The organism is Paraburkholderia sp. JHI869 (assembly GCF_038900775.1).
GTDB lineage: Bacteria > Pseudomonadota > Gammaproteobacteria > Burkholderiales > Burkholderiaceae > Paraburkholderia.
Window position 1 is genome coordinate 127,571 of the sequence record NZ_JAYMSC010000010.1, and the last position, 21,310, is coordinate 148,880.

A 21,310-nucleotide genomic window follows, 5' to 3' on the forward strand; every position below is an offset into this window, starting at 1 on the left:
CCGCCCGATATGGGTTCGCACGTACGTTCGGCCGGCAGGTCTCCTGGCTCGCAGGTCGTGGGCCGCATCGGCCTTCCCGGTAAAACCAGTGGCTCGGATGGATGCGGTCTCGCTGCTTACAGTCGCGGGGGCGGCCACAGCTTGCTGTGTTCCCTTCAATGCCTTAAAGGCGCCGGCGGACACGGTATTATGCCCGTTTTCACGCGCGCTCCGCCCGCCAAGCCGGTCGCGGGCGCGCGGCGGCGCAGGAAAACCGGCAACAAAAGAGGCAACGGGAGAACGAATGCAGGGCACGCAGGCATGGCTGACGGTGGTGGGCATAGGCGACGACGGCTACGCGGGGCTTGGGCGCGACGCGCGGCGTGCGCTGTTCGACGCGGCCATCGTGACGGGCGGCGCGCGCCATCTCGCGATGCTGCCCTCGCGCGTGCGTGCGCGGCGCGAAGTTTGGCCGCAGCCGTTCAGTGTCGAGGCGCTGCTCGCGCAGCGCGAGGCGAATGCGCCCGTATGCGTACTGGCAAGCGGCGACCCCATGCTGTTCGGCGTGGGCGCGACGCTCGCGCGCCGTGTGGCGCCCGGTGAAATGCGCGTGCTGCCCGCGCCGTCGTCGCTCTCGCTCGCGGCGGCGCGCATGGGGTGGGCGTTGCAGGATACGGCGATGGTCTCGCTCGTCGGCCGTCCGCTCGATGGGCTGCGCCGCCATCTCTACGCGCGCTCGCGTGTGCTCGCATTGAGCGCGGATGGGCGCACGCCCGCAGCGCTCGCCGCGTTGCTTACCGAAGCGGGCTTCGGCGCCACGCGTCTTGCGGTGTTCGAACATCTGGGCGGCCCGGCTGAGCGCCGCATAGAGGGCCGCGCCGATGCGTGGCACGTCGACGAAACCGCGGCGCTCAATCTCGTCGCTTTCGAATGCGAAAGCGATCGTACGACGCAAACGCCCGCGCGCGGCTGGACGCTCACGCCCGGCCTTCCCGACGACGCCTACCGTCACGACGGCCAACTCACGAAGCGCGACGTGCGCGCGCTTACGCTCGCGCGCCTCGCGCCCACACCGGGCGCGCTGCTTTGGGATGTGGGCGCTGGCAGCGGCTCGATCGGCATCGAGTGGATGCGTTCGCACGCGGCTTGCCGCGCGATCGCGATCGAAGCGCACGCCGAACGTCAACGCTTCATCGAGCACAATCGCGCGGCGCTGGGCGTGCCGGGATTGCAGCTCGTGGCGGGCCGCGCGCCTGAGGCGCTCGCAGGGCTCGCCACGCCAGATGCCGTATTCATCGGCGGCGGGGTGACCGCGCCCGGCGTGCTCGCAGCATGCTGGGATGCGCTCGCCAGCGGTGGGCGGCTCGTCGCGAATGCGGTGACATTGCAGAGCGAAGCGACACTCGTGGCGTGGCGCGCGCAGCATGGCGGTACGCTCACGCGCATCGGCATCGGCGAGGCGCACCCGCTGGGCGGCTTCGATACCTGGCGTCAGACCTTGCCTGTCACGCTCTACGAGGCCGTCAAGCCATGACGGCGCGCATCCTGCTCTTGGGCGGCACCGGCGACGCGCTGGCGATCGCGCGTACGCTCGGCGCGCAGCATGTGTACTCGCTTGCGGGCCTTGGCCGCGTGCCAGCGGATCTCACGTGCGCGGTGCGTGTGGGCGGCTTCGGCGGGGCAGAAGGGCTCGCCCGCTTTCTCGCCGACGAAAACATCGCGCTGGTTTTCGACGCCACGCATCCGTACGCCGCGCAGATCAGCGCGAATGCGGCGCGCGCCTGCGTTGCGGCACAGGTGCCGTACTGGGCGCTGCGGCGCGCGCCGTGGCAGCCGCAGCCCGGCGACGACTGGCGCATGGTGAGCGGCTGGGCCGGTGTTGTCGAAGCGCTTGCGCCGTTCGCGCGCCCGCTTTTCACGCTCGGACGCGAACCGCTCGCGCATCTGGACGAAGTGCCGCCGCAGCAGCACTGGACGATCCGCTGCCTCGAAGCGCATCCCGGCCACGCCCGCGCTCGCATCATCGACGCGCGCGGGCCGTTCACGGCCGAAGGCGAGCGCACGCTCTTCAACGAAGCGCATATCGATGTCGTGGTCAGCAAGAACAGCGGCGGCGCGGCGACCGAAGCGAAGCTCGCTGTCGCGCGCGAAATGGGCCTGCCCGTGGTGATGATGCAGCGGCCGCCGCTGCCCGATGCGCAACGCGAATTCACGTCAGCGCAAGAGGCAATCGGCGCGCTCGACGACTACATTAAGCGGAGTTTCCACGCATGACAGTTTTCTTCATTGGCGCGGGTCCGGGCGATCCTGAGCTGATCACCGTGAAGGGCCAGCGCCTCGTGCGCAGTTGCCCCGTCATTCTCTATGCGGGCTCGCTCGTGCCGCCCGCTGTGCTCGAAGGCCATCGTGCGCACAAGGTAGTGGATACCGCGCCGCTCACGCTCGACGAAATCATCGCCTTGCTCGAAAACGCACACGCCCAGGGCTTCGATGTGGCGCGCGTGCATTCGGGCGACCCGTCGCTCTATGGCGCAATCGGCGAGCAGATCCGGCGGCTGCGTATGCTCGGCATTCCTTATGAAGTTGTGCCCGGCGTGACCGCGACCGCCGCATGCGCGGCGGCGCTCGGCAGCGAACTCACGCTGCCCGGCATTTCGCAAACGCTCATCCTCACGCGCTACGCCACGAAAACGTCGATGCCCGAAGGCGAGCAGCTAGGCGACCTCGCGCGGCACAAGGCGACGCTCGCGATCCACCTGGGCGTGCGCCATATCGCACGCATCGTCGACGAGTTGCGCCCGCACTATGGCGAGGATTGCCCTGTGGCGGTGATCTATCGCGCGAGTTGGCCCGACGAGGAACGCGTGACGGGCACGCTCGCGGATATCGCTGAAAAAGTGCAAGCCACGGATATCGAACGCACCGCGCTGATTCTGGTGGGGCGCGTGCTAGCGGCCCAGGGGTTTGCGGATTCGACGCTGTATGGGGCGGCGAAGCGGTAGGGCTACGAAAGCGCCCGCAAGTGCTCGCGCAATTTATCGACTTCGCCTTTGGCGAACTCCTGCTCGATTTCCTCGTGCGTTTGCTGCCAGATCGGAAACGCCGCGTTGAGCAATTGATGCCCCTCGTCGGTGAGGCTCAGCAAGCGGCTGCGTTTGTCTTCCGGGTCCTGCTCGATGACCACGAGGCCGCGCCGCTCAAGCGGCTTGAGCGCAGCCGTGAGCGTGGTGCGGTCCATGGCCAGCAGCGACGCCACATCTTTCATGCCGGGCGGATGCGGCCGGTTCAGCGACATCAGCAGCGAAAACTGGCCGTTCGTGAGATCGAGCGGACGCAGCACCTCGTCGAAAATGCGCGCGAGATTCCGGGCCGCCCGCTGCATGTGCAGACACAGGCAGCAATCGCGCACCAATAGCGTGGTTTCGAAGGGAAGTTTCTTTGCGCGTGCCATGTTGCAATTATGTTGATATCAACCTATGCTGTCAAGGCGCGGATGGGCGACACGCCTTCGCCCCCGTTTTCAGACCCGTAGTCAGACCAGCAGTTGGAGGACACATGAGCGATCAGAAACTGTTTCTCGCTGTTTTTCTCGGCACCAAAGACAACGCGCGCATGAAAGGTTGGGCGGCGCTTTCCGAAGCAGAGCGACATGCAAAGGAAAAAGAGGGCATTGCGGCCTGGCATGCGTGGGTTGAAAAGCACAAGGCATCGATCGTCGAAATGGGCGGCCCGCTCGGCAAGACCAAATCCATTGGCGAGCATGGCATCGCCGATACGTCCAACGCGCTAACCGGCTTTACCGTTCTGCGCGCCGCATCGCACGAAGAGGCGGCGAAGCTGTTCGAAGGGCACCCGCATTTCACGATTTTCCCGGGCGAGGGCGTCGAAGTCATGCCCGTTCTGCCGATTCCCGGTGCCTGAACGGAGGCGCGTCATGAAACTCTACGGTTTTGCCGGCACGCGTTCGCAACGCGCGCTATGGGGTCTCAAGGAAGTCGACGCCGATTTCGAATTCATCTCGGTCAATCTGCTCGAAGGCGAGCACAGGCGGCCCGAATACCTACGCATCAATCCCGCGGGCAAGGTTCCCGTGCTGATCGACGGCGAGCGCGTGATTCCCGAATCGGCTGCGATCGTGCTGTATCTCGCGGATAAGTATCCGGAGAAGGGGCTGTTGCCCAAGGATCTCGACGAGCGGGCGCAGGCGTATCGCTGGACGCTTTTCGCGGTCACCGAACTGGAACAGCCGCTCTGGAGAATCACGCGGCACTCGTTCCTGTATCCGCCAGAAAAGCGCAGTCCCGCCGATATCGAACTCGCGCGGGAAGATTTCAAAAACATGGCTGCTGTGCTCGACAAGCATCTCGAAGGGCGCGAGTTCATCGTCGGCAACAAGCTTTCGGTCGCCGACTGCGTGACGGTGTATCTGATGGATTGGGCCAACGAAGTGCAACTGCTCGACGGCTTCCCGCGTTTGCAGGCGTACCTCGAACGCCTCTATGCGCGGCCCGAGGCGCCGCAGCGCATAGCCGAAGCGCGCAAGGCGGCATAAATAGAAAACGGCCCAATCGGATGACGCCGATTGGGCCGCATAGTTACTGCAGAAGTTACGGCGTCAAGCCAATTCAATGCGCCCGCGCATGCTCATGATCCACATGCGTGCGCGGCTGCGTCACCGTGCTCACCACGGCTAGCACGATCACGTTCACGAACAGCGCCAGGAAGCCGATGTTGACGTCCTTGAGTGCGTCCGGCGCGAACGGAATCAGCTGGGCCACGCTCACATGCGTGAGCGTGGTGACGATCACCACAAGCACGCCCGCCACGATGCCGCAGAACGCACCTTGCTTCGTCACGCGATTGCGCGCGGAGAGGCTGCAGATCAACGCCGGGAACAGTTGCGTGACGAAGTTGTAGCCCATCAGCAGCAGCGCGACGATGGTGTCGCCGCCGTTGAGCGTGAAGCCGACCGCCACGAGCGCGATGACCGGCACGAAGAAGCGTGCGAGCTTCGCGACTTGCGCGTCTTCTGCGTTCTTCACGAGACCGCCGCGATAGACGTCGTTGGCGAGCAGCGTCGAAGCCGTGGTGAGAATCATCGAGCCCGGCACGAGCGCGGTGAGCACGCCCGCCGCGCCGATCACGCCCACGAACCACGGATCGAACGTTTGCAGCGCGAGACGGAAGAGCGAGAGGTCGATGTCGCCGCCCTTGAGGCCCGGCACCTTGAGCACGGCCGCGAAGCCGCAGAAGAACACGAATAGCAGGATGAGCTGATAGAGCGGCAGGATCATCGCGTTGCGGCGGAAGATGCGCTCGTTTTTCGCGGTGTAGACCGACATGAACGTGTGCGGCCACATGAAGAAGCCCAGCGCCGTGAGCAGCACGGTGGACTGGAACCACGTCACGCTCTGGCCGCGCGCCGGGAAGGTGAGGAAGCCGGGCTTGGCTGCGTCGATGGCGCGGAACATCTCGCTCAGGCTGCCGTAATGGTGAATCGGCAGGTAGACGCCGAGGAACACGGCGATGGCGAGAATCATCGTGTCCTTCACGACCGAATTCCACGCGCAGCCGCGCACGCCCGAGACGATCACGTAGCACGTGACCACGGCCGCGCCGATCCAGATCGCCGCCGTGGAGGAGATCGCGCCATACGAAGCCGTCGTCACGATGATGCCGAGGCCCTTGAGTTGCAGCACGAGATACGGCACGAGCGCGAGCACGCCCACGCACGCGACCAGCACGCCGAGCGCGGGGCTCTGATACTTGCGCGCGAAGAAGTGCGGCTGCGAGACCAGCCGGTGCTGTTTGGCAAAGCGCCATACCGGCGGCAGCATCCAGTACGAAAGGATGTACGCAAGCGTGCCGTAAGCCAGAATGTAGTAGACGGGCGCGCCCTTGCCATAAGCAAAGCCGCTGCCGCCAAGGAACGTGAAGGTCGTGTAGATCTCGCCCGCCATCAGCAGGAACACGAACGCGGTGCCGAAACTGCGGCCGCCCACCGCCCACTGCTCGAGATCCATGTCGTGCCCGTGGCGGGCGCGGGTGCCGAGGTAGAGCGCGACGAGCGTCATCGCCGCGATGATGATGAGGGCGCTCATGGCCGCACCTCCGCGTCACCGTCGTCCGAAAGCCGGTTGACCGGATCGAGCTGGTACACGATCCCCATGATCGCCGCGGCCAGCACGACCCACATGACGATCCACGCCAGCACGAGCGGCATGCCGAGCACGAGCGGCTCGGTGCGATTGACGAACGGCACCCCTAACAGGATGCCGATAAAGGGCAAGGCAGCGAGCAACCGCAGTGACATGGCAACTCCTCTTTTATATGAGAAGAAAAGAAACGTCGCGTCGGGGTGCGAGGCAACCCACTCTATGCTTGTGAACGCGCCCCGTAAAGCTGCCAAAAATACTGAAGTGCCTGCCGTAAATATTGGTGCAACGCGCCATTTTTCGGGGCATCGGGCGACATCGATCAGGCACGCTAAACGCCGATCCGGCTACACTTCTCGCAGCCCGGCGCGCTATTTGCGCATGCCCTTAACGGATCGACTCCATGATCGAGAGCCTGATTTCAGACATCCTGTTCGGTTTCACCGGACTCATCAGCATCATCAATCCCCTGAGCGGCGCTTTTGTTTTTCTCGATCGCACCGCAACGCTTACCGGCGAAGAGCGGCGCCTGCTCGCCAAACGCGTGGCGATCAACGCGTTCTTCGTGCTGGTCGCAGCATTTTTCGTCGGCACGCCCATCCTGCATTTCTTCGGTATTTCCATGGAAGCGCTGCGTATTGGCGGCGGCCTCGCGGTGGCCGTGGCCGGCTGGCAAATGCTCAACGCGCCCGAGCCGGAGCCGCCCTCGGTTGATCATCCAGTCAAGCCGATGAGCGCGAGTTCGGCTGCGGGCAAGGCCTTTTTTCCGCTGACCATTCCGCTCACCACCGGCCCCGGCTCCATCGCCACGGCCATTGCGCTGAACGCCAACCGCACGCACAAGCTTTCGGCATGGCTGCTCTCGAGTGTCGCGTCTCTCGTGATCTCCACGCTCGTCATGCTCGTGATCTATTACGTGTACAGCCGTTCTGCGCGGCTTTCGCAGTACCTGGGTGTGGAGGGCACGCGCGTGGCCATGCGCGTGTCGTCGTTTCTGCTCCTGTGCATCGGGGTGCAGATCATACTGACTGGCCTGACCGGCTTTCTCACGCCGATCGCCGACCTGCGCGCCGCGAAGTAGCGGCGCTTTCGAACGGGCCGGCGTACACAAGCGTCCTCACGCGAAGGAGACCATCATGTGCCGCTGGCTCGCTTATTCCGGGAACCCCGTCCAGCTCGAAACCGTGCTGTTTCACGCACGCCACTCGCTGATCGATCAAAGCCTGCATTCCACGCAGGGCGCGACGACAACGAACGGCGACGGCTTCGGGCTCGGCTGGTTTCAGGACCCGCACGACATTCCCTATCGCTACCGCAGCGTGCATCCGGCGTGGAACGACCGCAACCTGCGCGAACTGGCGCGAGCGGTGCGTGCGCCCATGTTCATCGCGCATATTCGCGCGGCCACGCATACGCCCGTGCAGGAAACGAACTGCCATCCGTTTCGCCACCGGCGCTGGATCTTCGCGCACAACGGCCTCATTCGCAGCTACCCGCTGATGCGGCGCGATCTGCTGGTCGCAATCGATCCGGGGCGCTTCAATGCGCTCGAAGGGTCGACGGATTCGGAAACGATGTTCTATCTCGCGATGACGTTCGGCCTCGAAATCGATCCCGTTCTCGCGCTGGAACGCATGGCGGGTTTTGTCGAGGAGGTCGCAAAAAAGCATGGCGTCGAACCGGCGCTCAATATGACCGTTTGCGCATGCGACGGCGAGCAGATCGTCGCCGCGCGCTATTCGAGCGAGCGCAATTCACGCTCGCTTTATCACACCACGGCGTTCCGGCATCTGCGCGAACTGTATCCCGACGACCCGCGCATCGCGGCGGCAGGCGACGACGCGTATCTGCTCGTTTCCGAGCCGCTTGGCGACAGGCCCGAGGTGTGGGCCGAAGTGCCGGAATCGACGGCCATCGTCGTGCGCGGGGCCAACGTCGAATACCGGCCGTTCGCGCCGGTTGCGCCTTGACTCAAGCCGGCGTCACGCGCTGCGGCGTCTTTGCCTTGCCGCCGCGAGCGCGAGCACCTCGTCGAAAAGCGCGACGTCCACGGGCTTCACGAGATGCATCTCGAAGCCCGCTTCGCGCGTGAGTTCAATGTCGGCGCCCTGGCCGAAACCCGTCATCGCGGCGAACAGCGTGTCCTTGAGCCCAGGCAACGCGCGCAGGGCGCGCAGCGTCGCATAGCCGTCGATCTCGGGCATGGCGATGTCGATGAGCGCGGCGTCGGGCGTGAAGCCGTCCACTTCCTCGCGAGCGTGTGCGGCGCTGTAGGCCACGCGCACGTCGTGACCTTTGAGTTCGAGCAGCATGGCGAGGCTGTCGGCCGAGTCGCGGTTGTCGTCGACCACGAGCACGCGCAGCGGCGGCACGCCGGCCTCGGCGAGCGCGGCAAGCTCGGCTGCGTCCAGCACAAGCGGTGGCGGTGGCACGGCGTACACGGTCTCGCGCGCGAATGGCAGACGGATCGTGAACGTGCTGCCTTTGCCAGGCCCGTCGCTTCGCGCGGAGATGGTGCCGCCATGCAGTTCGACGAGCGAGCGGCACAGCATGAGGCCGATGCCGAGCCCGTTCTCCGCGGGCCCCGGCAGCGATCGGTCCTGGCTGAAGAGGCCGAAGATCGACTCGTAGGTGCCGGGGCGCAGCCCGCGGCCTTCGTCGCGCACCTGGATCTGCACGGCGCGCGAGGCGGCACGCACATCCACGACGATGCGGCTGCCGTCGGGCGAGAACTTCGAGGCGTTGTGCAGCAGGTTCTGCAGCACCTGCACGAGCCGCGTGTGGTCGCCCGTCATGGTGAGCGTGGCGTCGGGCATCTGCACTTCAACGTGCTGGCCGCGTGCCGCGGTGAAGGGCTGCGCCGCGTCGATGGCGTGCGCGACCACTTCGCACAGGTCGAGCGGCGCCTCGCGCAACTCGATCTTGCCCGACGTGATACGCCCCACGTCGAGCAGGTCGTCCACGAGCCGCGTGAGGTGCACGATCTGGCGGTCGATCATTTCGCGCGCGCGCTCGATCTCGGGGCTCGGCGCAGGCGAGAGGCGCATCGTGGCCACCGCGTTGCGCACCGGCGCGAGCGGATTGCGCAGTTCGTGCGCGAGCATGGCGAGGAACTGCTTCATCTGCTCGCTCGAATGCTCCAGTTCGTCGGTGCGGCGGCTTTCGGTCATGTCGCGCGTGACCTTCGCGAAGCCGGTGAGCCGGCCCTGGCCGTCGTGCACCGCGGTGAGCGTGACGTTGGCCCAGAACATCGAGCCGTCCTTGCGCACGCGCCAGCCTTCGGTCGCGACCCGGCCAAAGTCCTTCGCGCGGCGCAGCTCGCGCTCGGGCAGTCCGGCGGCGACCTCTTCGGGCGGATAGAAGACCGCAAAGTGCTGGCCGACGATCTCGGCCGGACGGTAACCCTTGAGGTTGGTCGCACCGGTATTCCAGCTCACCACGTTGCCCTGCGGGTCGAGCATGAAGATCGCGTAGTCGGTCACGCTTTCCACGAGCAGGCGAAAGCGCTCCTCGGAAAGGCGTAGCGCCTCGACCTGGCGGCGCTCGGCGGTGAGGTCGCGCGTGACCTTGGCGAAGCCCGAGAGCGTGCCGTCGCGCTCGCGCAGCGCGGTGATGACGACATTGGCCCAGAACATCGTGCCGTCCTTGCGCACGCGCCAGCCTTCGTCGTTGAAGCGGCCGTGCAGGGCAGCCTGTTCCAGCTCGTGATCGGGCCACCGCCGCGCGTTGGCTTCGTCCGTGTAAAAACGGGAGAAATGCTGGCCAATGATCTCGTGCGCTTCATAGCCCTTGATGCGCGCTGCGCCGCGATTCCAGCTCGCGATGTAGCCGTGCGTGTCGAGCAGGAAGATCGCGTAGTCCTCGATCGGCTCCACGAGCGCTTCGAAGCGACGTTCGTGGTGGCTTTCGGCGGCGGCGTTGTGCGGGGCGATGCCGGGGTCGGGCGTCGTCATGGTCCTCGGGTCTGTCATGGGGCCTGTTCAGAAGTTTGACAGGCTCTGGCCTCTTGCACGGACGGCCCGCGCGCAGCGGGCGCCGCAGCTTACCACGCGCGCTGCCCCGAGCGGTCGTACTTTTCGGCCATTGCCGGAATGCCTGCGCGCACGTGGCGTTCCGCGCGGCGCACCTGGCGGGTGAGCAGCACGACGTGCGGCGGCACCACGCGGCGCGCCCGCAAGGTCCAGAACGCGCCGCGCAGCAGCGCCACGCCCGCGGGCCCGAGCGAGCGCTGGCGCGCGAACACGGCGAGCGCGCGGCCGGTGGCCGCGATCGCGTCGCGCGCGGGCAGGCGCATCCACGCCACCCACGCCGTGTTGCGTGCGAGCGCGCATTGCTGCGCGCGCGTGAACCAGCGGTAAAGCGGTTCGCGATGTGCGAGCGCCTGTTCGCAATAGACGATCTGATGCCCGGCCGAGAGCATGTCGAGCGCCGCAAGCTCCTCGGCGCCGCCGTGCGAGAGCCGCTCCTCGTAGCCGCCGAGCGAGCGGAACACGGCCGCGCGGAACACGCATGCGCCGGCCATGAAGTTCGCGAGCGCCGGCCCGGCCTCGCTCTCCGCGCCCGGCGACGTGGCGGCAAGCATCAGGCAGGCGGGGTGAATTTCGCGCTCGTCGCCGCCCACCACGCGCGCATTGAGCACGGCGACTTGCGCGTGCGCGTCGAACAGTTGCGCCGCGCGCGCGAGCGCGCCGGGTGCGAACCAGGTGCTGTCGTCGCAGCACGCGACGTAATCGGTGCGCGCGAGCAGCACGGCGCGATTGAAACCGGCCATGCCATGGTCGCCCAGCGACTGGACGATGCGCACCTGCGGAAAGAGCGATGCCAGCAGGGAGACGGTGGAGTCGGTGGAGCCGTTGTCGGCCACGATGACGTCGGGTTGCTCGGGCAGGGCGGTGAGGCGCGCGACGGTATCGATGGTTTGACGCACGTGGTTGCGCGTGAGGACGACCACCGTCACGCGCGGCGCGCTGGGAGTTCCGGGGGCATGGGCGGAGTCGTTCATCGCAGCAGGCGGCGGGAGCCGGCCGGTGAGTTGTCAAATTGACCTATGTCAGCATACGCCGATGGCGCGCGACATGCAGTACATCACGTGCGCTAGAGGCGTGGCGGCCCAGCGGCGATGCTGCACTGCACTGAGAGGGGGGGCGCAAATTTCGCGCCGCGTCCGGTGTGGCGGCGCGCGATCAGCTCAGTCGGGCGCTCCATCAGCCGCTCAATCAGCTGCGCAGTCAGCTGCATAGTCAGCGCTCAATCGCGGGCGCAGACTTCATCGAGATGGTCGAGCAGGTCGGCGGGATCTTCGTACACGCGCAGTGCGCCCGCGCGTTGCAGTTCCTCGGTGCCGTAGCCCCCCGACTGCAGGCCGATGCCGAGCGCGCGGCAGCGTTGGGCCGCGAGCATGTCCCAGACGCTGTCGCCCACCACGAGGCAGCGCTCGATCGGCACGTTCAGCCGCAGCGCCGCCGCGACGAAAAGATCCGGGTCGGGCTTGGCGTGGCGTACCTCGTCGCGCGTGACCACGGTCGTCACGGCCGGGTCCACGCCGAGCGCCTGCAGGTTCACGGAAGCCGTGGCGATCCGTCCGCTCGTGGCAATCGCCCAGGGCACCTGCGCGGCGCTCAGCGCGTCTAGCAGCGCGCGTGCGCCGGGCAGCGGACGCACCTGGTCGGCGTGGCGCCGGTAGGCGTCGGCGTGTAGTTTTTGCAGGCGCGCGATGCGTTCGGGCGAAATCGCCTCGTGCGTCTCGCGTAGCAACTGGTTCATGAAGAGCCCGCCGCTCATGCCGATGCGCCGGTGAATGCGCCACACCGAAAGCTCGATGCCGTCGGCATCGAGCGCTTCTTTCCATGCGAGCACGTGCTGGTAGACGCTGTCGACGAGCGTGCCGTCGAGGTCGAACAAAAAGGCCGATTCGCTGCGCATGGGTGGCTCCTGAAGCAACACGACGATTAGGTTGCGGTGGTGCAAAAAGTGTACGCCGCGCGCCCACGGCATGCGCCGCGACGCTCGCGCGGACGTCGCCTCAGGGCGCGCTGGCCGCAGCCGCGCCGGACGCCGCAGCGCCAGGCGCGGCCCCAGTCTGCGGATACATCTGCAGCAGCACGCGCAGCACGCCGTTGGTCCACCCAAAGCCGTCCTGCAGCGGATATTCGCCGCCGCCCGCCGCCGACGCCTTCGTGGCCGACGCGCTCACGTCGTACTTCTCGACGAGCTTGTGCGTGCGCGCGTAGTAGGCGAGATTCGTCGCGATCCAGCGCGTGGCGATCTCCTGCGCGAGGTCCTGCTCGCCGTAGCGGCGCAGCCCCATGACCGCCAGATATTGCAGCGGCGCCCAGCCGTTCGGCTCGTCCCATTGCTGGCCGGTCGCGACCTGGGTGGTGGCGAGGCCGCCGGGGCGCAAGAGGCCCGCACGAACGGCAGCGGCCACGTCCTGCGCCTGGGCTTTCGTCGCGACCCCCGCGTAGAGTGGATAGACGGTCGCCGCCGTGAGCCGGTGCGTGAGCGCGTGGTGCGCGAAGTCGTAGTCGCTATAGGCATGCAATTGCGGGTCCCAGAGCACGCGGTCGATGGCGTCGGCGCGTTGTTGCGCGCGCTTCGACATCAGCGCGGCCTCGCGCGCGTCGCCCTTCAGGCCGTACGCCTTCGCGAGCGTGCGCTCGAGGATCACCATCAGCGAATTGAGGTCCACGGGCGCGAGCGAGGTCACGTCGATGGTCGAGAGCGTGCGGCCGTCGGCGAGCCAGCGCGAGCTGTAATCCCAGCCCGTTTCCGCGCCCGCGCGCAGGTTGCGCCAGAGGTCCGAGGCGTCGCGTTGCGGCGTGGCCCGCGCGGTGAGGATGTCCTCGCGATACGACTCGTCGCGCGGCCGGTTGCGAGCGTCCCAGTAGCGGTTGAGCAGGGTGCCGTCGGGCAGGCGCACGAGATGGCGCGCGGCGTGGCCGGGCTTGAGCGTTTGTTCGCCGGCCATCCAGTAGTCATATTCCTTGCGCAGTTGCGGCAGGTAGTGGAGGTACACGGCGTCGCCGTCTTTCTCGGCGACGAGGCTCACCATCTGCGCGAAAAACGGCGGCTGCGAACGGCTCAGGTAGTACGTGCGATTGCCGTTGGCGATGTGGCCGTAGCGGTCGATCAGCGCGGCGAAGTTGTTCAGCTCGTCGAGCGCGAGTTCGTGGCGGCCGCTCGCCTCGAGGCCAAGCATGATGAAGTACGAATCCCAGTAGTAGATCTCGTTGAAGCGCCCACCCGGCACGACGTACGCATACGGCAGCGGCAGCAACGACGAATACGGATTGGGCTTCGCGTCGGGGCGGCGGCTGAGCACGTTCCAGAGCGTGTCGATGTGGCCGACCACGTCCTGGTTCGGATCAGAAACGTAGTGGTCTTCGGTTTGCGCCGGGGCCGTGAAGTACTGGTTCACGAACTGCGTGAGCGCGGCCTTGCGCGCGGCATCGTCGTGGTCCGCCGCGTGCTGCTGGCGCCAGCGCTCATAGGCTGCCCTGATCTGGCCGGGGCGCTCGTTCGGAACCATGTCGGCGAACGTCTTGCTGTCGGGGAAGATCTGCGCGAGCTGAACGTCGTGATAGAGGCGGCCGTAGAGATCGGCGGGCGTGGCGGGCTGGCTCTCTTTGGCGGCGGCGTGCTGCGCTGGCGAACGAACCGGTTTTGCCGATTGCACGGGCTTTTGTAATTCCTGCGCAGTGGCGGGCGCGCTGGCGGAGGCTGCGGCGTCGGCCTGTGAGTCGGCGGCATAGGCCGTTTGCGCAAGCGGCCATGCGAGGCACAACGCAGCGGCGAGCGTGGCAGCAAGCGGGACGCAGCGGGATTTCGTGGCGGATTTCGGCGTGCGGTGGTGGAGCGGCAAATGCATGGGCTTGATGTTTTTAGTGGGCGTGGAGCGCGCCAGCGCCTGAATCTCGGCGCAGGCAAAGCGTGCGGATGAGCAATTTCCGTTCCGCACAGCGGCTAGCCCGAAAGTCTGGCCACTCTGCTGCTATTCGAAATTGGGATAGTCCATATTCTCCATATCGCGTTGCGCGATAACAGGTGCAGCGGCGAAACTTGCGAAAAATCAATTTAAGCAACGCCGCATCAGGAGACATCTCATGCGCACTCAGGTTGGCATCATTGGCGCCGGGCCCGCGGGCCTGCTTCTTTCCCATCTTCTGCATTTGCGTGGCATCGACTCGGTCGTGCTGGAGCTGCGTGGCCGCGAGCAGATCGAATCGACCATTCGCGCCGGCGTGCTCGAGCAAGGCACGATGGACGTGCTCACCGAAGCGGGCGTCGGCGCTCGCATGAAGGCCGAAGGCGCGATTCATCACGGCTTCGAACTCGCGTTCGACGGCAAGCGCCGCCGCATCGATCTCACAGGCCTCACGGGCAAAGCCATCACCGTCTACGCGCAGCACGAAGTGCTCAAGGACCTCGTGGCCGCACGCGTGGCCGCGGACGGCAAGCTCTTCTTCAACGTCTCGAACACGTCGATTCACGGCGTCGAAACCAGCACGCCGTCGATCCGCTTCACGCACGAAGGCGAGGAGCACGAACTGCATTGCGACTACGTGATCGGCTGCGACGGTTTCCACGGCGTGTCGCGCGCCTCGATTCCGGCGGCGCTGCGCGAGGACTACGAGCGCGTGTTCCCGTTCGGCTGGTTCGGCATTCTCGTTGAGGCGCCGCCCACTTCCGACGAACTGATCTATGCGCGCCACGATCGCGGCTTCGCGCTCGTCAGCACGCGCTCGCCGAACGTGCAGCGCATGTATTTCCAGTGCGATCCGAAGGACAACGTCGATAACTGGTCCGACGATCGCATCTGGGCCGAGTTGCATGCGCGCGTCGATTCGCTCGAAGGTCACCAGGTGGTGGAAGGCAAGATTTTCCAGAAAAACATCGTGGGCATGCGCAGCTTCGTCACGACCACGATGCAGCATGGCCGCCTCTTTCTCGCGGGCGACGCGGCGCATATCGTGCCGCCGACCGGCGCGAAGGGCCTCAATCTCGCGGTGGCGGACGTGCGCGTGCTGACCGCGGCGCTCGTGGCCTTTTACAAGGAAGGCCGCAACGATCTGCTCGACGCCTATAGCGAAACGGCGCTGCGCCGCATCTGGCGCGCGGAGCACTTCTCGTACTGGATGACGCGCATGATGCACCGCCTCGACGACGCCACGCCGTTCGAGCAGCGCCTGCAGGTTGCGGAGCTCGAGCACGTCACCACGTCGCGCGCCGCTGCGACGGCGATGGCCGAGAACTACGTGGGCGCGGTTGCGGTGTGAGGTAAGCGCAACGAATGAGAAGGCCGCGCGAGTCCCGAAGGGGGCGCGCGGTTTTTTGCGTTTACGACGTCGCCGTGAGCGGCGCGATACCCAGTTCGCTCGCGATCTCGGCGAAAGGCTTTCTCACGGAGTCGGGCAGAACGATCGTCTGCATATGCCGCGCGCGATTCTCCGCTTCGTACTGCCCAGGGTACTGCACCGGTTGCGCCGGGTCCTGCGGCGGGCAACTGAGCAGATAGTCGAGGAACGATCCGACCTCCTGCGAGCGCCAGGTCGTGTTGAAATCCACCTGCGGATCGAGCACCAGCGCAAACAGATTGTTGGTCGCGACGCCATTGCGCGGATTGTCCGGATGAATCGTGCCGCCGCCCGATAGCACGCCAGCGAGCAGTTCCGCCACCAGACCGAGCGCATACCCTTTGTGCAGCCCGAATGGCAGCAGCGCGCCGGGCGGATCGGCGAACAGCACGCCCGGGTCGTTAGTCGGCTGGCCGTTCGCGTCGATCACGGAGCCGTCTGGCGCGGGCAGGCCGTTTTCGGCGAGCACGCGCGCCTTGTTGACAGCGATGGCGCTCGTGGCGATATCCACGACAAAAGGCGGACGGCCACCCGGCAGCGGGCCCGCGAAGCACAGCGGGTTGGTCGTGAGCCGAGACTCGCGCCCGCCGAAGGGCGCCACGGTCGGCGCGCGGTTGATCACGTTGGTGAACGCGAGCAAAACGAAACCCTGCGCCGCCACCATTTCGCCGTAGTGGCCCATGCGTCCCAGGTGATGGCTACGGCGCAGCGTCACGATGCATTGCCCATGTTCGCGCACGCGAGCGATCGCGTCTTCCATCACGACCTTGCCCACGTGCTGGCCGAAGCCGCTGTGGCCGTCGTAGCCGATCAGGCTGCCGCGGTCGACCACGCGCTCGGCGCGGCCGTCTGCGGTGACGAAACCCGCGGCCAGCACGCGCTTGTAGTTCGGCAGGATCGAAAGGCCGTGGCTTGCGTAGCCCACGCGGTCGGATTCGATCAGGTGGTCGGCCACGTCGGCGGCGATGTCTTCAGGCACCGCGACGTTCGTGAGCACCGCCGTGGCGAAGCGGCGTGCGTCGTCGATATTGACTTCCATGAGCGGCTCCTCGCTAACAGTACTCAGTTCAGGTGCAGCGTTCAGATCCAGCCCAGCCAGCGCCACCACGTCGCGGCGAACAGCAGCAACAGCACGTAGCCAACGATGGTCAGCACGATGCCCACGCGCGCGAACTGCTTCGCCGTGAACGTTTCGGTGGCGAGGCACACCATGTTTTGCGGCGCGTTGATCGGCAGGATGAAGCCGAAGCTCACGACGTACCCCAGCAGCATGGTGAGGCCGAGCCGGTTGAAGTCGCCCTGCATGGACTGAAGCACCGACACGAGAATCGGCAGCATCGCGGAGGTGAGCGCCGTTGCGCTTGCAAAACCGAGGTGAATGAGGATGAGAAAGGCCGAGAGAATCGCGAACGCCATGAACGGGGTGGCGGTGTCGAGCCCCGTGTGATGCGCGACGAGGTCACCGAGCCATTGGCCCGCTTTCGTCGTGAGGAGCGCGGTGCCAAGACTGATGCCCACGCCGAACACGATCACCGTGCCCCACGGAATGCGGCTTTGCACAGTCTTCCAGTCCATCACGCCAAAGCGCGGCAACAGCAGCAGCACGAGCCCAACGTAGGTGACCGAGGTGGTGTCGAACGGGTGCAGCTTGCCTTCGGTCGCCCAGAAGAGCAGCAGGCCGATGGACACGCCCAGCAGGCGCTTTTGCGGGCCCGTCATGGGGCCGAGTTCGCGTAGCGAGGCTTCGACGGCTTCCTTGCCGCCCGCGATCGCATCGGCTTCGGGCGGCAGCATCTTGAGCACGATGAAGAGCAGCGCCGCCGACATCACGATCGCCCAGGGCGCGCCCGCGATGAGCCAGTCGAGCCACGTGACGCGCGCGCCGAGCATCTTGTCCATGAAGCCTATGGTCAGCAGGTTCTGCGCGGCGGCGGTCTGGATGCCGACGTTCCAGATGCTCGTGGCTTGCGCCACCACGATCATGATGCCGGCCGCGATGTTCGAGCGCTTGTCCACGCCGAACGCCGAAATCACGCCCACCATGATCGGCACGACGCAGGCGCTGCGCGCAGTGGCGCTCGGCACCACGAGCGAGAGCACGATGGTCACGGCGACCGCGCCGATCAAAATGCGACGCGTCGTCGTGCCGATGAGCGAAAGCGTGACGAGCGCAATGCGCCGGTCGAGCCCGGTGACGGTCATCGCCGCGGAGATGAAGAGGGCGCCGGCCACGAGCGCGAGCGCGGAATTGGAAAAGCCCGCGAGCGCCATGCTGATGGCTTTGTTCGTGCCGTAATCGACTGCGGGGTTCTCGATAGTGGGCGCGGTGCCCACGAGAAACGCCATGAGCGAGGTGATGATGATGGCGCTCGCTTCGTACGACACCGCTTCGGTGAGCCACACGACCACGGCGAATGCGAGGATGGCGAGCATGCGCTGGCCAGCTGGCGGGAGGCTGTCGGGCAGGGGCAGGAGCAGCACGACGACGAGTGCGACCACGCCCGCGATCAGCCCCACAGGTATGCCCTTTTTCTGCGGCGCGGCGCTCGCGTTGGCGGCTGGCTGGGGTGCGTTCATGGCGATGACTCCATGTTGGGCATGCACGCGGCATGGCTCGCGATGGCGCGCAGTAGCGTGTGATTGCGCGTGGCGGAGCGCGTGCAGCGTCGATAAGCGGCGGTGTTTCGGCTTGCGAACGAGTCAGCGCATTCGCATCGCGGATGGTAGCGCCAATCGACTGATGAAGCGTTTAGTGTGTACGGCGAGCGCTAAGGCGGGGGACGTGCAGCGTTCAGGCATGCTGCGGGCGATGCGGACAAGGAGGCGGCGGAAGCGTTTTAACCGGCAAAACAGCCGGTTAAAACGCAGGAATGTCGAAATCGCGTATTCAGCGTTACTGGCTGGCGCCAGCGGCAGCGTTAGCTTTCTTCTGTGCGTCCTGCAGGTTCTGCGGATAGTTCGGGTCGTTCAGCGCCGGCTTGTAGCCCGCGTCTTCCAGCTTCTTCAGTTCGGCGTTGTTCTTTGCGCGGGCTTGCTTGCGTTCGGCCTTGCGCTGCGCTTTGGCCTGAGCCTTGGCTTGTGCCTTCTGTTCCTTGGTGAGCGGTTGCGAGGCGGCGGCCGCGGCGGCGGCGGGTGCGCTGGCCGCGTCTTGCGCAAACGACGGCGCGGCCACGCCGAGCAGGAATGCGGCGCTAGCCGCGGCGAGAGACAGCTTGCTGGTGATGGAGCGCATTGATTCCCCTAATGATTGGTTTGAACAGCTTGCCCAGGGCTGGGAAGACGGGCGCAAACAGCTGCGGCACGCCCGTTACTCAATGTAAACGATCCACACCAAAGACGGTAGCAAGCGCTGACCCTGGCTAGCAGGCGAGCGCGAAGCCATCGCGCCTGCGTCGCCGGGCGCTCAGGCGGCGAGCTTCGCGGCGGCCGCCGCAACGACACGCGCGCGTTCGGCGAGCGACGCAGCTGTCTGCGCGCGCAACCTTTCCACGATCGCACGCGGCGCGCTGGCGGGGTCGCCCGCATCGAACGGCGGCGCTGGCGCGTATTCGAGTTCGAGCTGCAGCGCCTGGGCGGCCTCGTCGCCGATCAGCTCGGCCGCGAGCGTCAATGCGAAATCGATACCCGCCGTGATGCCGCCGCCGGTCAGCACGTTGCCGTCGCGCACGACGCGTGCCTTTACGGGCAGCGCGCCGAGCGGCTCCAGCAGTTCGTGGAAGGCCCAGTGCGTGGTCGCGCGGCGTCCGCGCAGCAGCCCGGCCGCGCCGAGCACGAGCGCGCCCGTGCAAACCGAAGTGACATAGCGCGCCATGCCCGCGTGGCGGCGCAGGAAGGCGAGCGTCTCGTCGTCAGGAATTAGCTGGGAAACGCCGCGGCCGCCCGGCACGCAGATCACATCTAGCGGCGGACAGTCCTCGAAGGTCGTGTCGGGCGTGAGCATCAGGCCGGTGCTCGAGCGAACCGGATCGAGCGTCTTCCAGATGAGCCGCGCCTGGGTGTCCGGCATCGAGGCGAGCACGTCGTACGGACCGGTCAGGTCGAGCTGTTGAACGTTGGGAAATACGAGAAATCCGATCTGCAGTGCCATGAGGTGTTCCCGGTCAAGGTTGGACTGTCGAAAAGCGCCGGCGCTGTGCCGATGAAACTGGGATCACTGTAATCTTGCCCCGGTGCGCAACCATGCCAAAAGCCGCGCAAAAACTGCCAGCGTCGCACGCGCAAGTACAATCGCGCGCCTTGCACTACCGCAACAGGAAATACGCAACATGAATACGCCAGCCTCAGCCACAACCCCTCCAGGCCGGACCCGTTCGTTCACGACGGTCTTTCTCATCGAAATGTGGGAGCGCTTCGGCTACTACGGCATGGCGGCGCTTCTGGTGCTGTTCATGGTTGAGCAGGTCGGCTTCAGCGACCGCCAGGCGAACCTCACCTGGGGCGCCTTCGTGGCGCTCGTCTTCGCGGCGCCGGCCATCGGCGGGTGGATCGGCGACCAGATTCTCGGCGCACGGCGCTCCATGGTGGCGGGCGCCGTGATCCTCGCGGCGGGCTACTTCATGCTGGCGCTGCCCAACGACAGCCTGAGCCATATGTACGCTTCGCTAGGCGTGATCGTGGTCGGCAACGGTCTGTTCAAGTCGAACGCGGCGAACCTCGTGAGGCGCATCTACGAGGGCGACGACGCGCAGCTCGACAGCGCGTTCACCATCTACTACATGGCGGTGAACATCGGCTCGACCGTCTCGATGCTCGCCACGCCGTGGATCAAGGAGCATTGGGGCTGGCATGCCGCGTTCGGCGTGTGCTGTGCGGGCATGGCGCTCGGCATCCTCAACTTCATGCTGATGCGCCGCGCGCTCGCGCGCATTGGCTCGGCGCCCGACGACCAGCCGCTGCACGTGGGCCGTGCCGTGCTCGTGGCAGTGGGCGCCGTGGCGCTCGGCGCGTCGACGATGTTCGTGCTCCAGCACGAGGCGATCGCGCGCGGCTGCGTGTATGCCGCGGCGGCCGCCATCCTCGCGATATTCGGCTGGATGCTCGTGCGCTGCGAGCGCGCCGAGCGCGCGGGCCTGATCGCGGCGCTCATCCTCACGTGCCAGGTGATCCTGTTCTTCGTGTTCTATCAGCAGATGTCGACTTCGCTCACGCTGTTCGCGCTGCGCAACGTCGATCCGCAGTTCGCGCTGTTGGGCGTCGAACTGTTCAAATGGAGCCCGGCTCAGTTCCAGGCGCTCAATCCGATCTGGATCATGGTGCTCTCGCCGGTGCTCGCCGTGCTTTACACCTCGCTTGCGCGGCGCGGCCGCGATGTGCCGGTGGCCGTGAAGTACGCGTTGGGCTTCGCCGTGGTCGCCGCGGGCTTTTTCGTGTTCGCGGCGAGCGGGCATTACGCGGTGCAAGGGCGCGTATCGTCGTGGTTCATGGTGGCCGGATACGGGCTCTACTCGCTCGGCGAACTGCTCGTGAGCGGCCTCGGGCTCGCGATGATCGCGCGCTACGTGCCCGCGCGCATGAGCGGGTTCATGATGGGCGCTTACTTCGTCGCGACCGGCGTTTCGCAGTATCTGGGCAGCGTGGTGGCGAATTTCGCGCAGATGCCCTCGGGCACGCTCGACCCGCTCACCTCTTTGCCGCTCTATACGCGGCTCTTCACGGGGCTTGGCTGGCTTGCGTCGCTGGGCGTGCTGGTGGCTGTGCTGCTGTTGCCGCTCATGAACCGGCTCTCGCGCGAGCATCACGCAAAATGCGTCGCGCAAGCCTCGCGCGAGCCGCAATCGGAAAGCATCCAGTGATCGGATCGACGCAACCGCGCGCGCCGCGTTC

20 protein-coding genes and 1 riboswitch are annotated in these 21,310 nt (G+C 66.1%); of the genes, 9 read left to right on the forward strand and 11 right to left on the reverse strand.

The genetic code is table 11. From position 1 onward, the window contains the following. Window positions 1-15 precede the first annotated feature (15 nt). A riboswitch (cobalamin riboswitch) is annotated at window positions 16-192 on the reverse strand. 91 nt (window positions 193-283) lie between these two features. The 3 genes from cbiE to cobM are packed head-to-tail and all read left to right on the forward strand — an operon-like array spanning window position 284 to window position 2,981. After that, window positions 284-1,513 carry a precorrin-6y C5,15-methyltransferase (decarboxylating) subunit CbiE gene (cbiE, locus tag VSR72_RS18690; protein WP_342953833.1) on the forward strand — a complete coding sequence of 410 codons (1,230 nt, stop codon included), beginning with the start codon at window positions 284-286 and terminating at the stop codon, window positions 1,511-1,513. Further along, the gene (locus VSR72_RS18695) at window positions 1,510-2,253 is read left to right on the forward strand and encodes a cobalt-precorrin-6A reductase (RefSeq protein ID WP_342953834.1); all 744 of its coding nucleotides are present in this window, start codon (window positions 1,510-1,512) and stop codon (window positions 2,251-2,253) included. The genes cbiE and VSR72_RS18695 overlap by 4 nt, the downstream gene beginning before the upstream one ends. After that, window positions 2,250-2,981: a precorrin-4 C(11)-methyltransferase gene (cobM, locus tag VSR72_RS18700; protein ID WP_342953835.1), complete on the forward strand. Its 732-nt coding sequence runs from the start codon at window positions 2,250-2,252 to the stop codon at window positions 2,979-2,981. Before VSR72_RS18695 ends, cobM begins: the two co-directional genes overlap by 4 nt. Before the next feature lie 2 nt (window positions 2,982-2,983). Here the strand turns inward: cobM and VSR72_RS18705 are convergent, their stop codons facing one another. Next, entirely contained in the window at window positions 2,984-3,430 is a 447-nt protein-coding gene (locus VSR72_RS18705) for a MarR family transcriptional regulator (protein WP_342953836.1), read from the reverse strand. A 104-nt stretch (window positions 3,431-3,534) separates the two neighbouring features. Here VSR72_RS18705 and VSR72_RS18710 point away from each other — a divergent pair, with 104 nt between their 5' ends. Beyond that, the gene (locus tag VSR72_RS18710) at window positions 3,535-3,900 is read left to right on the forward strand and encodes a hypothetical protein (protein ID WP_342953837.1); all 366 of its coding nucleotides are present in this window, start codon (window positions 3,535-3,537) and stop codon (window positions 3,898-3,900) included. A gap of 13 nt (window positions 3,901-3,913) precedes the next feature. Further along, window positions 3,914-4,531, forward strand: a complete 618-nt coding sequence (locus VSR72_RS18715; protein WP_342953838.1) for a glutathione S-transferase family protein — start codon at window positions 3,914-3,916, stop codon at window positions 4,529-4,531. A 73-nt stretch (window positions 4,532-4,604) separates the two neighbouring features. Here the strand turns inward: VSR72_RS18715 and VSR72_RS18720 are convergent, their stop codons facing one another. Together VSR72_RS18720 and VSR72_RS18725 are read right to left on the reverse strand one after the other, a co-directional pair. Then, a complete protein-coding gene (locus VSR72_RS18720; protein ID WP_342953839.1) occupies window positions 4,605-6,080 on the reverse strand; it encodes a sodium:solute symporter in 1,476 nt (491 codons plus the stop codon). Beyond that, a complete protein-coding gene (locus VSR72_RS18725; protein ID WP_342953840.1) occupies window positions 6,077-6,292 on the reverse strand; it encodes a DUF3311 domain-containing protein in 216 nt (71 codons plus the stop codon). The genes VSR72_RS18720 and VSR72_RS18725 overlap by 4 nt, the downstream gene beginning before the upstream one ends. A gap of 245 nt (window positions 6,293-6,537) precedes the next feature. Here VSR72_RS18725 and VSR72_RS18730 point away from each other — a divergent pair, with 245 nt between their 5' ends. Next, window positions 6,538-7,215, forward strand: coding sequence for a MarC family protein (locus VSR72_RS18730; protein WP_342953841.1), 678 nt, complete (start codon window positions 6,538-6,540; stop codon window positions 7,213-7,215). Between the two features lie 55 nt (window positions 7,216-7,270). Beyond that, on the forward strand, window positions 7,271-8,104 hold the full coding sequence (locus VSR72_RS18735) for a class II glutamine amidotransferase (RefSeq protein WP_342953842.1): 834 nt from the start codon (window positions 7,271-7,273) through the stop codon (window positions 8,102-8,104). 12 nt (window positions 8,105-8,116) lie between these two features. Here the strand turns inward: VSR72_RS18735 and VSR72_RS18740 are convergent, their stop codons facing one another. The 4 genes from VSR72_RS18740 to treF form a co-directional block, all read right to left on the reverse strand. Then, a complete protein-coding gene (locus VSR72_RS18740) occupies window positions 8,117-10,105 on the reverse strand; it encodes a PAS domain S-box protein (protein ID WP_342953843.1) in 1,989 nt (662 codons plus the stop codon). A gap of 71 nt (window positions 10,106-10,176) precedes the next feature. Beyond that, window positions 10,177-11,136, reverse strand: a complete 960-nt coding sequence (locus tag VSR72_RS18745) for a glycosyltransferase (RefSeq protein ID WP_342953844.1) — start codon at window positions 11,134-11,136, stop codon at window positions 10,177-10,179. A gap of 245 nt (window positions 11,137-11,381) precedes the next feature. Next, on the reverse strand, window positions 11,382-12,056 hold the full coding sequence (locus VSR72_RS18750; protein ID WP_342953845.1) for an HAD family hydrolase: 675 nt from the start codon (window positions 12,054-12,056) through the stop codon (window positions 11,382-11,384). A 100-nt stretch (window positions 12,057-12,156) separates the two neighbouring features. Beyond that, complete coding sequence (gene treF, locus VSR72_RS18755) at window positions 12,157-14,001, reverse strand: alpha,alpha-trehalase TreF (RefSeq protein ID WP_342953846.1); 1,845 nt, start codon at window positions 13,999-14,001, stop codon at window positions 12,157-12,159. A gap of 235 nt (window positions 14,002-14,236) precedes the next feature. Between treF and VSR72_RS18760 the strand changes: the two genes are divergently transcribed. Continuing rightward, the gene (locus tag VSR72_RS18760; RefSeq protein ID WP_342953847.1) at window positions 14,237-15,409 is read left to right on the forward strand and encodes a 4-hydroxybenzoate 3-monooxygenase; all 1,173 of its coding nucleotides are present in this window, start codon (window positions 14,237-14,239) and stop codon (window positions 15,407-15,409) included. Between the two features lie 61 nt (window positions 15,410-15,470). Here the strand turns inward: VSR72_RS18760 and VSR72_RS18765 are convergent, their stop codons facing one another. From VSR72_RS18765 to VSR72_RS18780, 4 genes are all read right to left on the reverse strand, one after another. Continuing rightward, window positions 15,471-16,526, reverse strand: a complete 1,056-nt coding sequence (locus VSR72_RS18765) for an Ldh family oxidoreductase (RefSeq protein WP_342953848.1) — start codon at window positions 16,524-16,526, stop codon at window positions 15,471-15,473. A gap of 41 nt (window positions 16,527-16,567) precedes the next feature. Continuing rightward, on the reverse strand, window positions 16,568-18,064 hold the full coding sequence (locus VSR72_RS18770; RefSeq protein WP_342953849.1) for a DASS family sodium-coupled anion symporter: 1,497 nt from the start codon (window positions 18,062-18,064) through the stop codon (window positions 16,568-16,570). A 316-nt stretch (window positions 18,065-18,380) separates the two neighbouring features. Next, window positions 18,381-18,719: a DUF4148 domain-containing protein gene (locus VSR72_RS18775; protein ID WP_342953850.1), complete on the reverse strand. Its 339-nt coding sequence runs from the start codon at window positions 18,717-18,719 to the stop codon at window positions 18,381-18,383. A 171-nt stretch (window positions 18,720-18,890) separates the two neighbouring features. Further along, on the reverse strand, window positions 18,891-19,574 hold the full coding sequence (locus VSR72_RS18780) for a DJ-1/PfpI family protein (RefSeq protein ID WP_342953851.1): 684 nt from the start codon (window positions 19,572-19,574) through the stop codon (window positions 18,891-18,893). Between the two features lie 178 nt (window positions 19,575-19,752). Here VSR72_RS18780 and VSR72_RS18785 point away from each other — a divergent pair, with 178 nt between their 5' ends. After that, a complete protein-coding gene (locus tag VSR72_RS18785; protein WP_342953852.1) occupies window positions 19,753-21,279 on the forward strand; it encodes an oligopeptide:H+ symporter in 1,527 nt (508 codons plus the stop codon). Window positions 21,280-21,310: the final 31 nt, after the last annotated feature.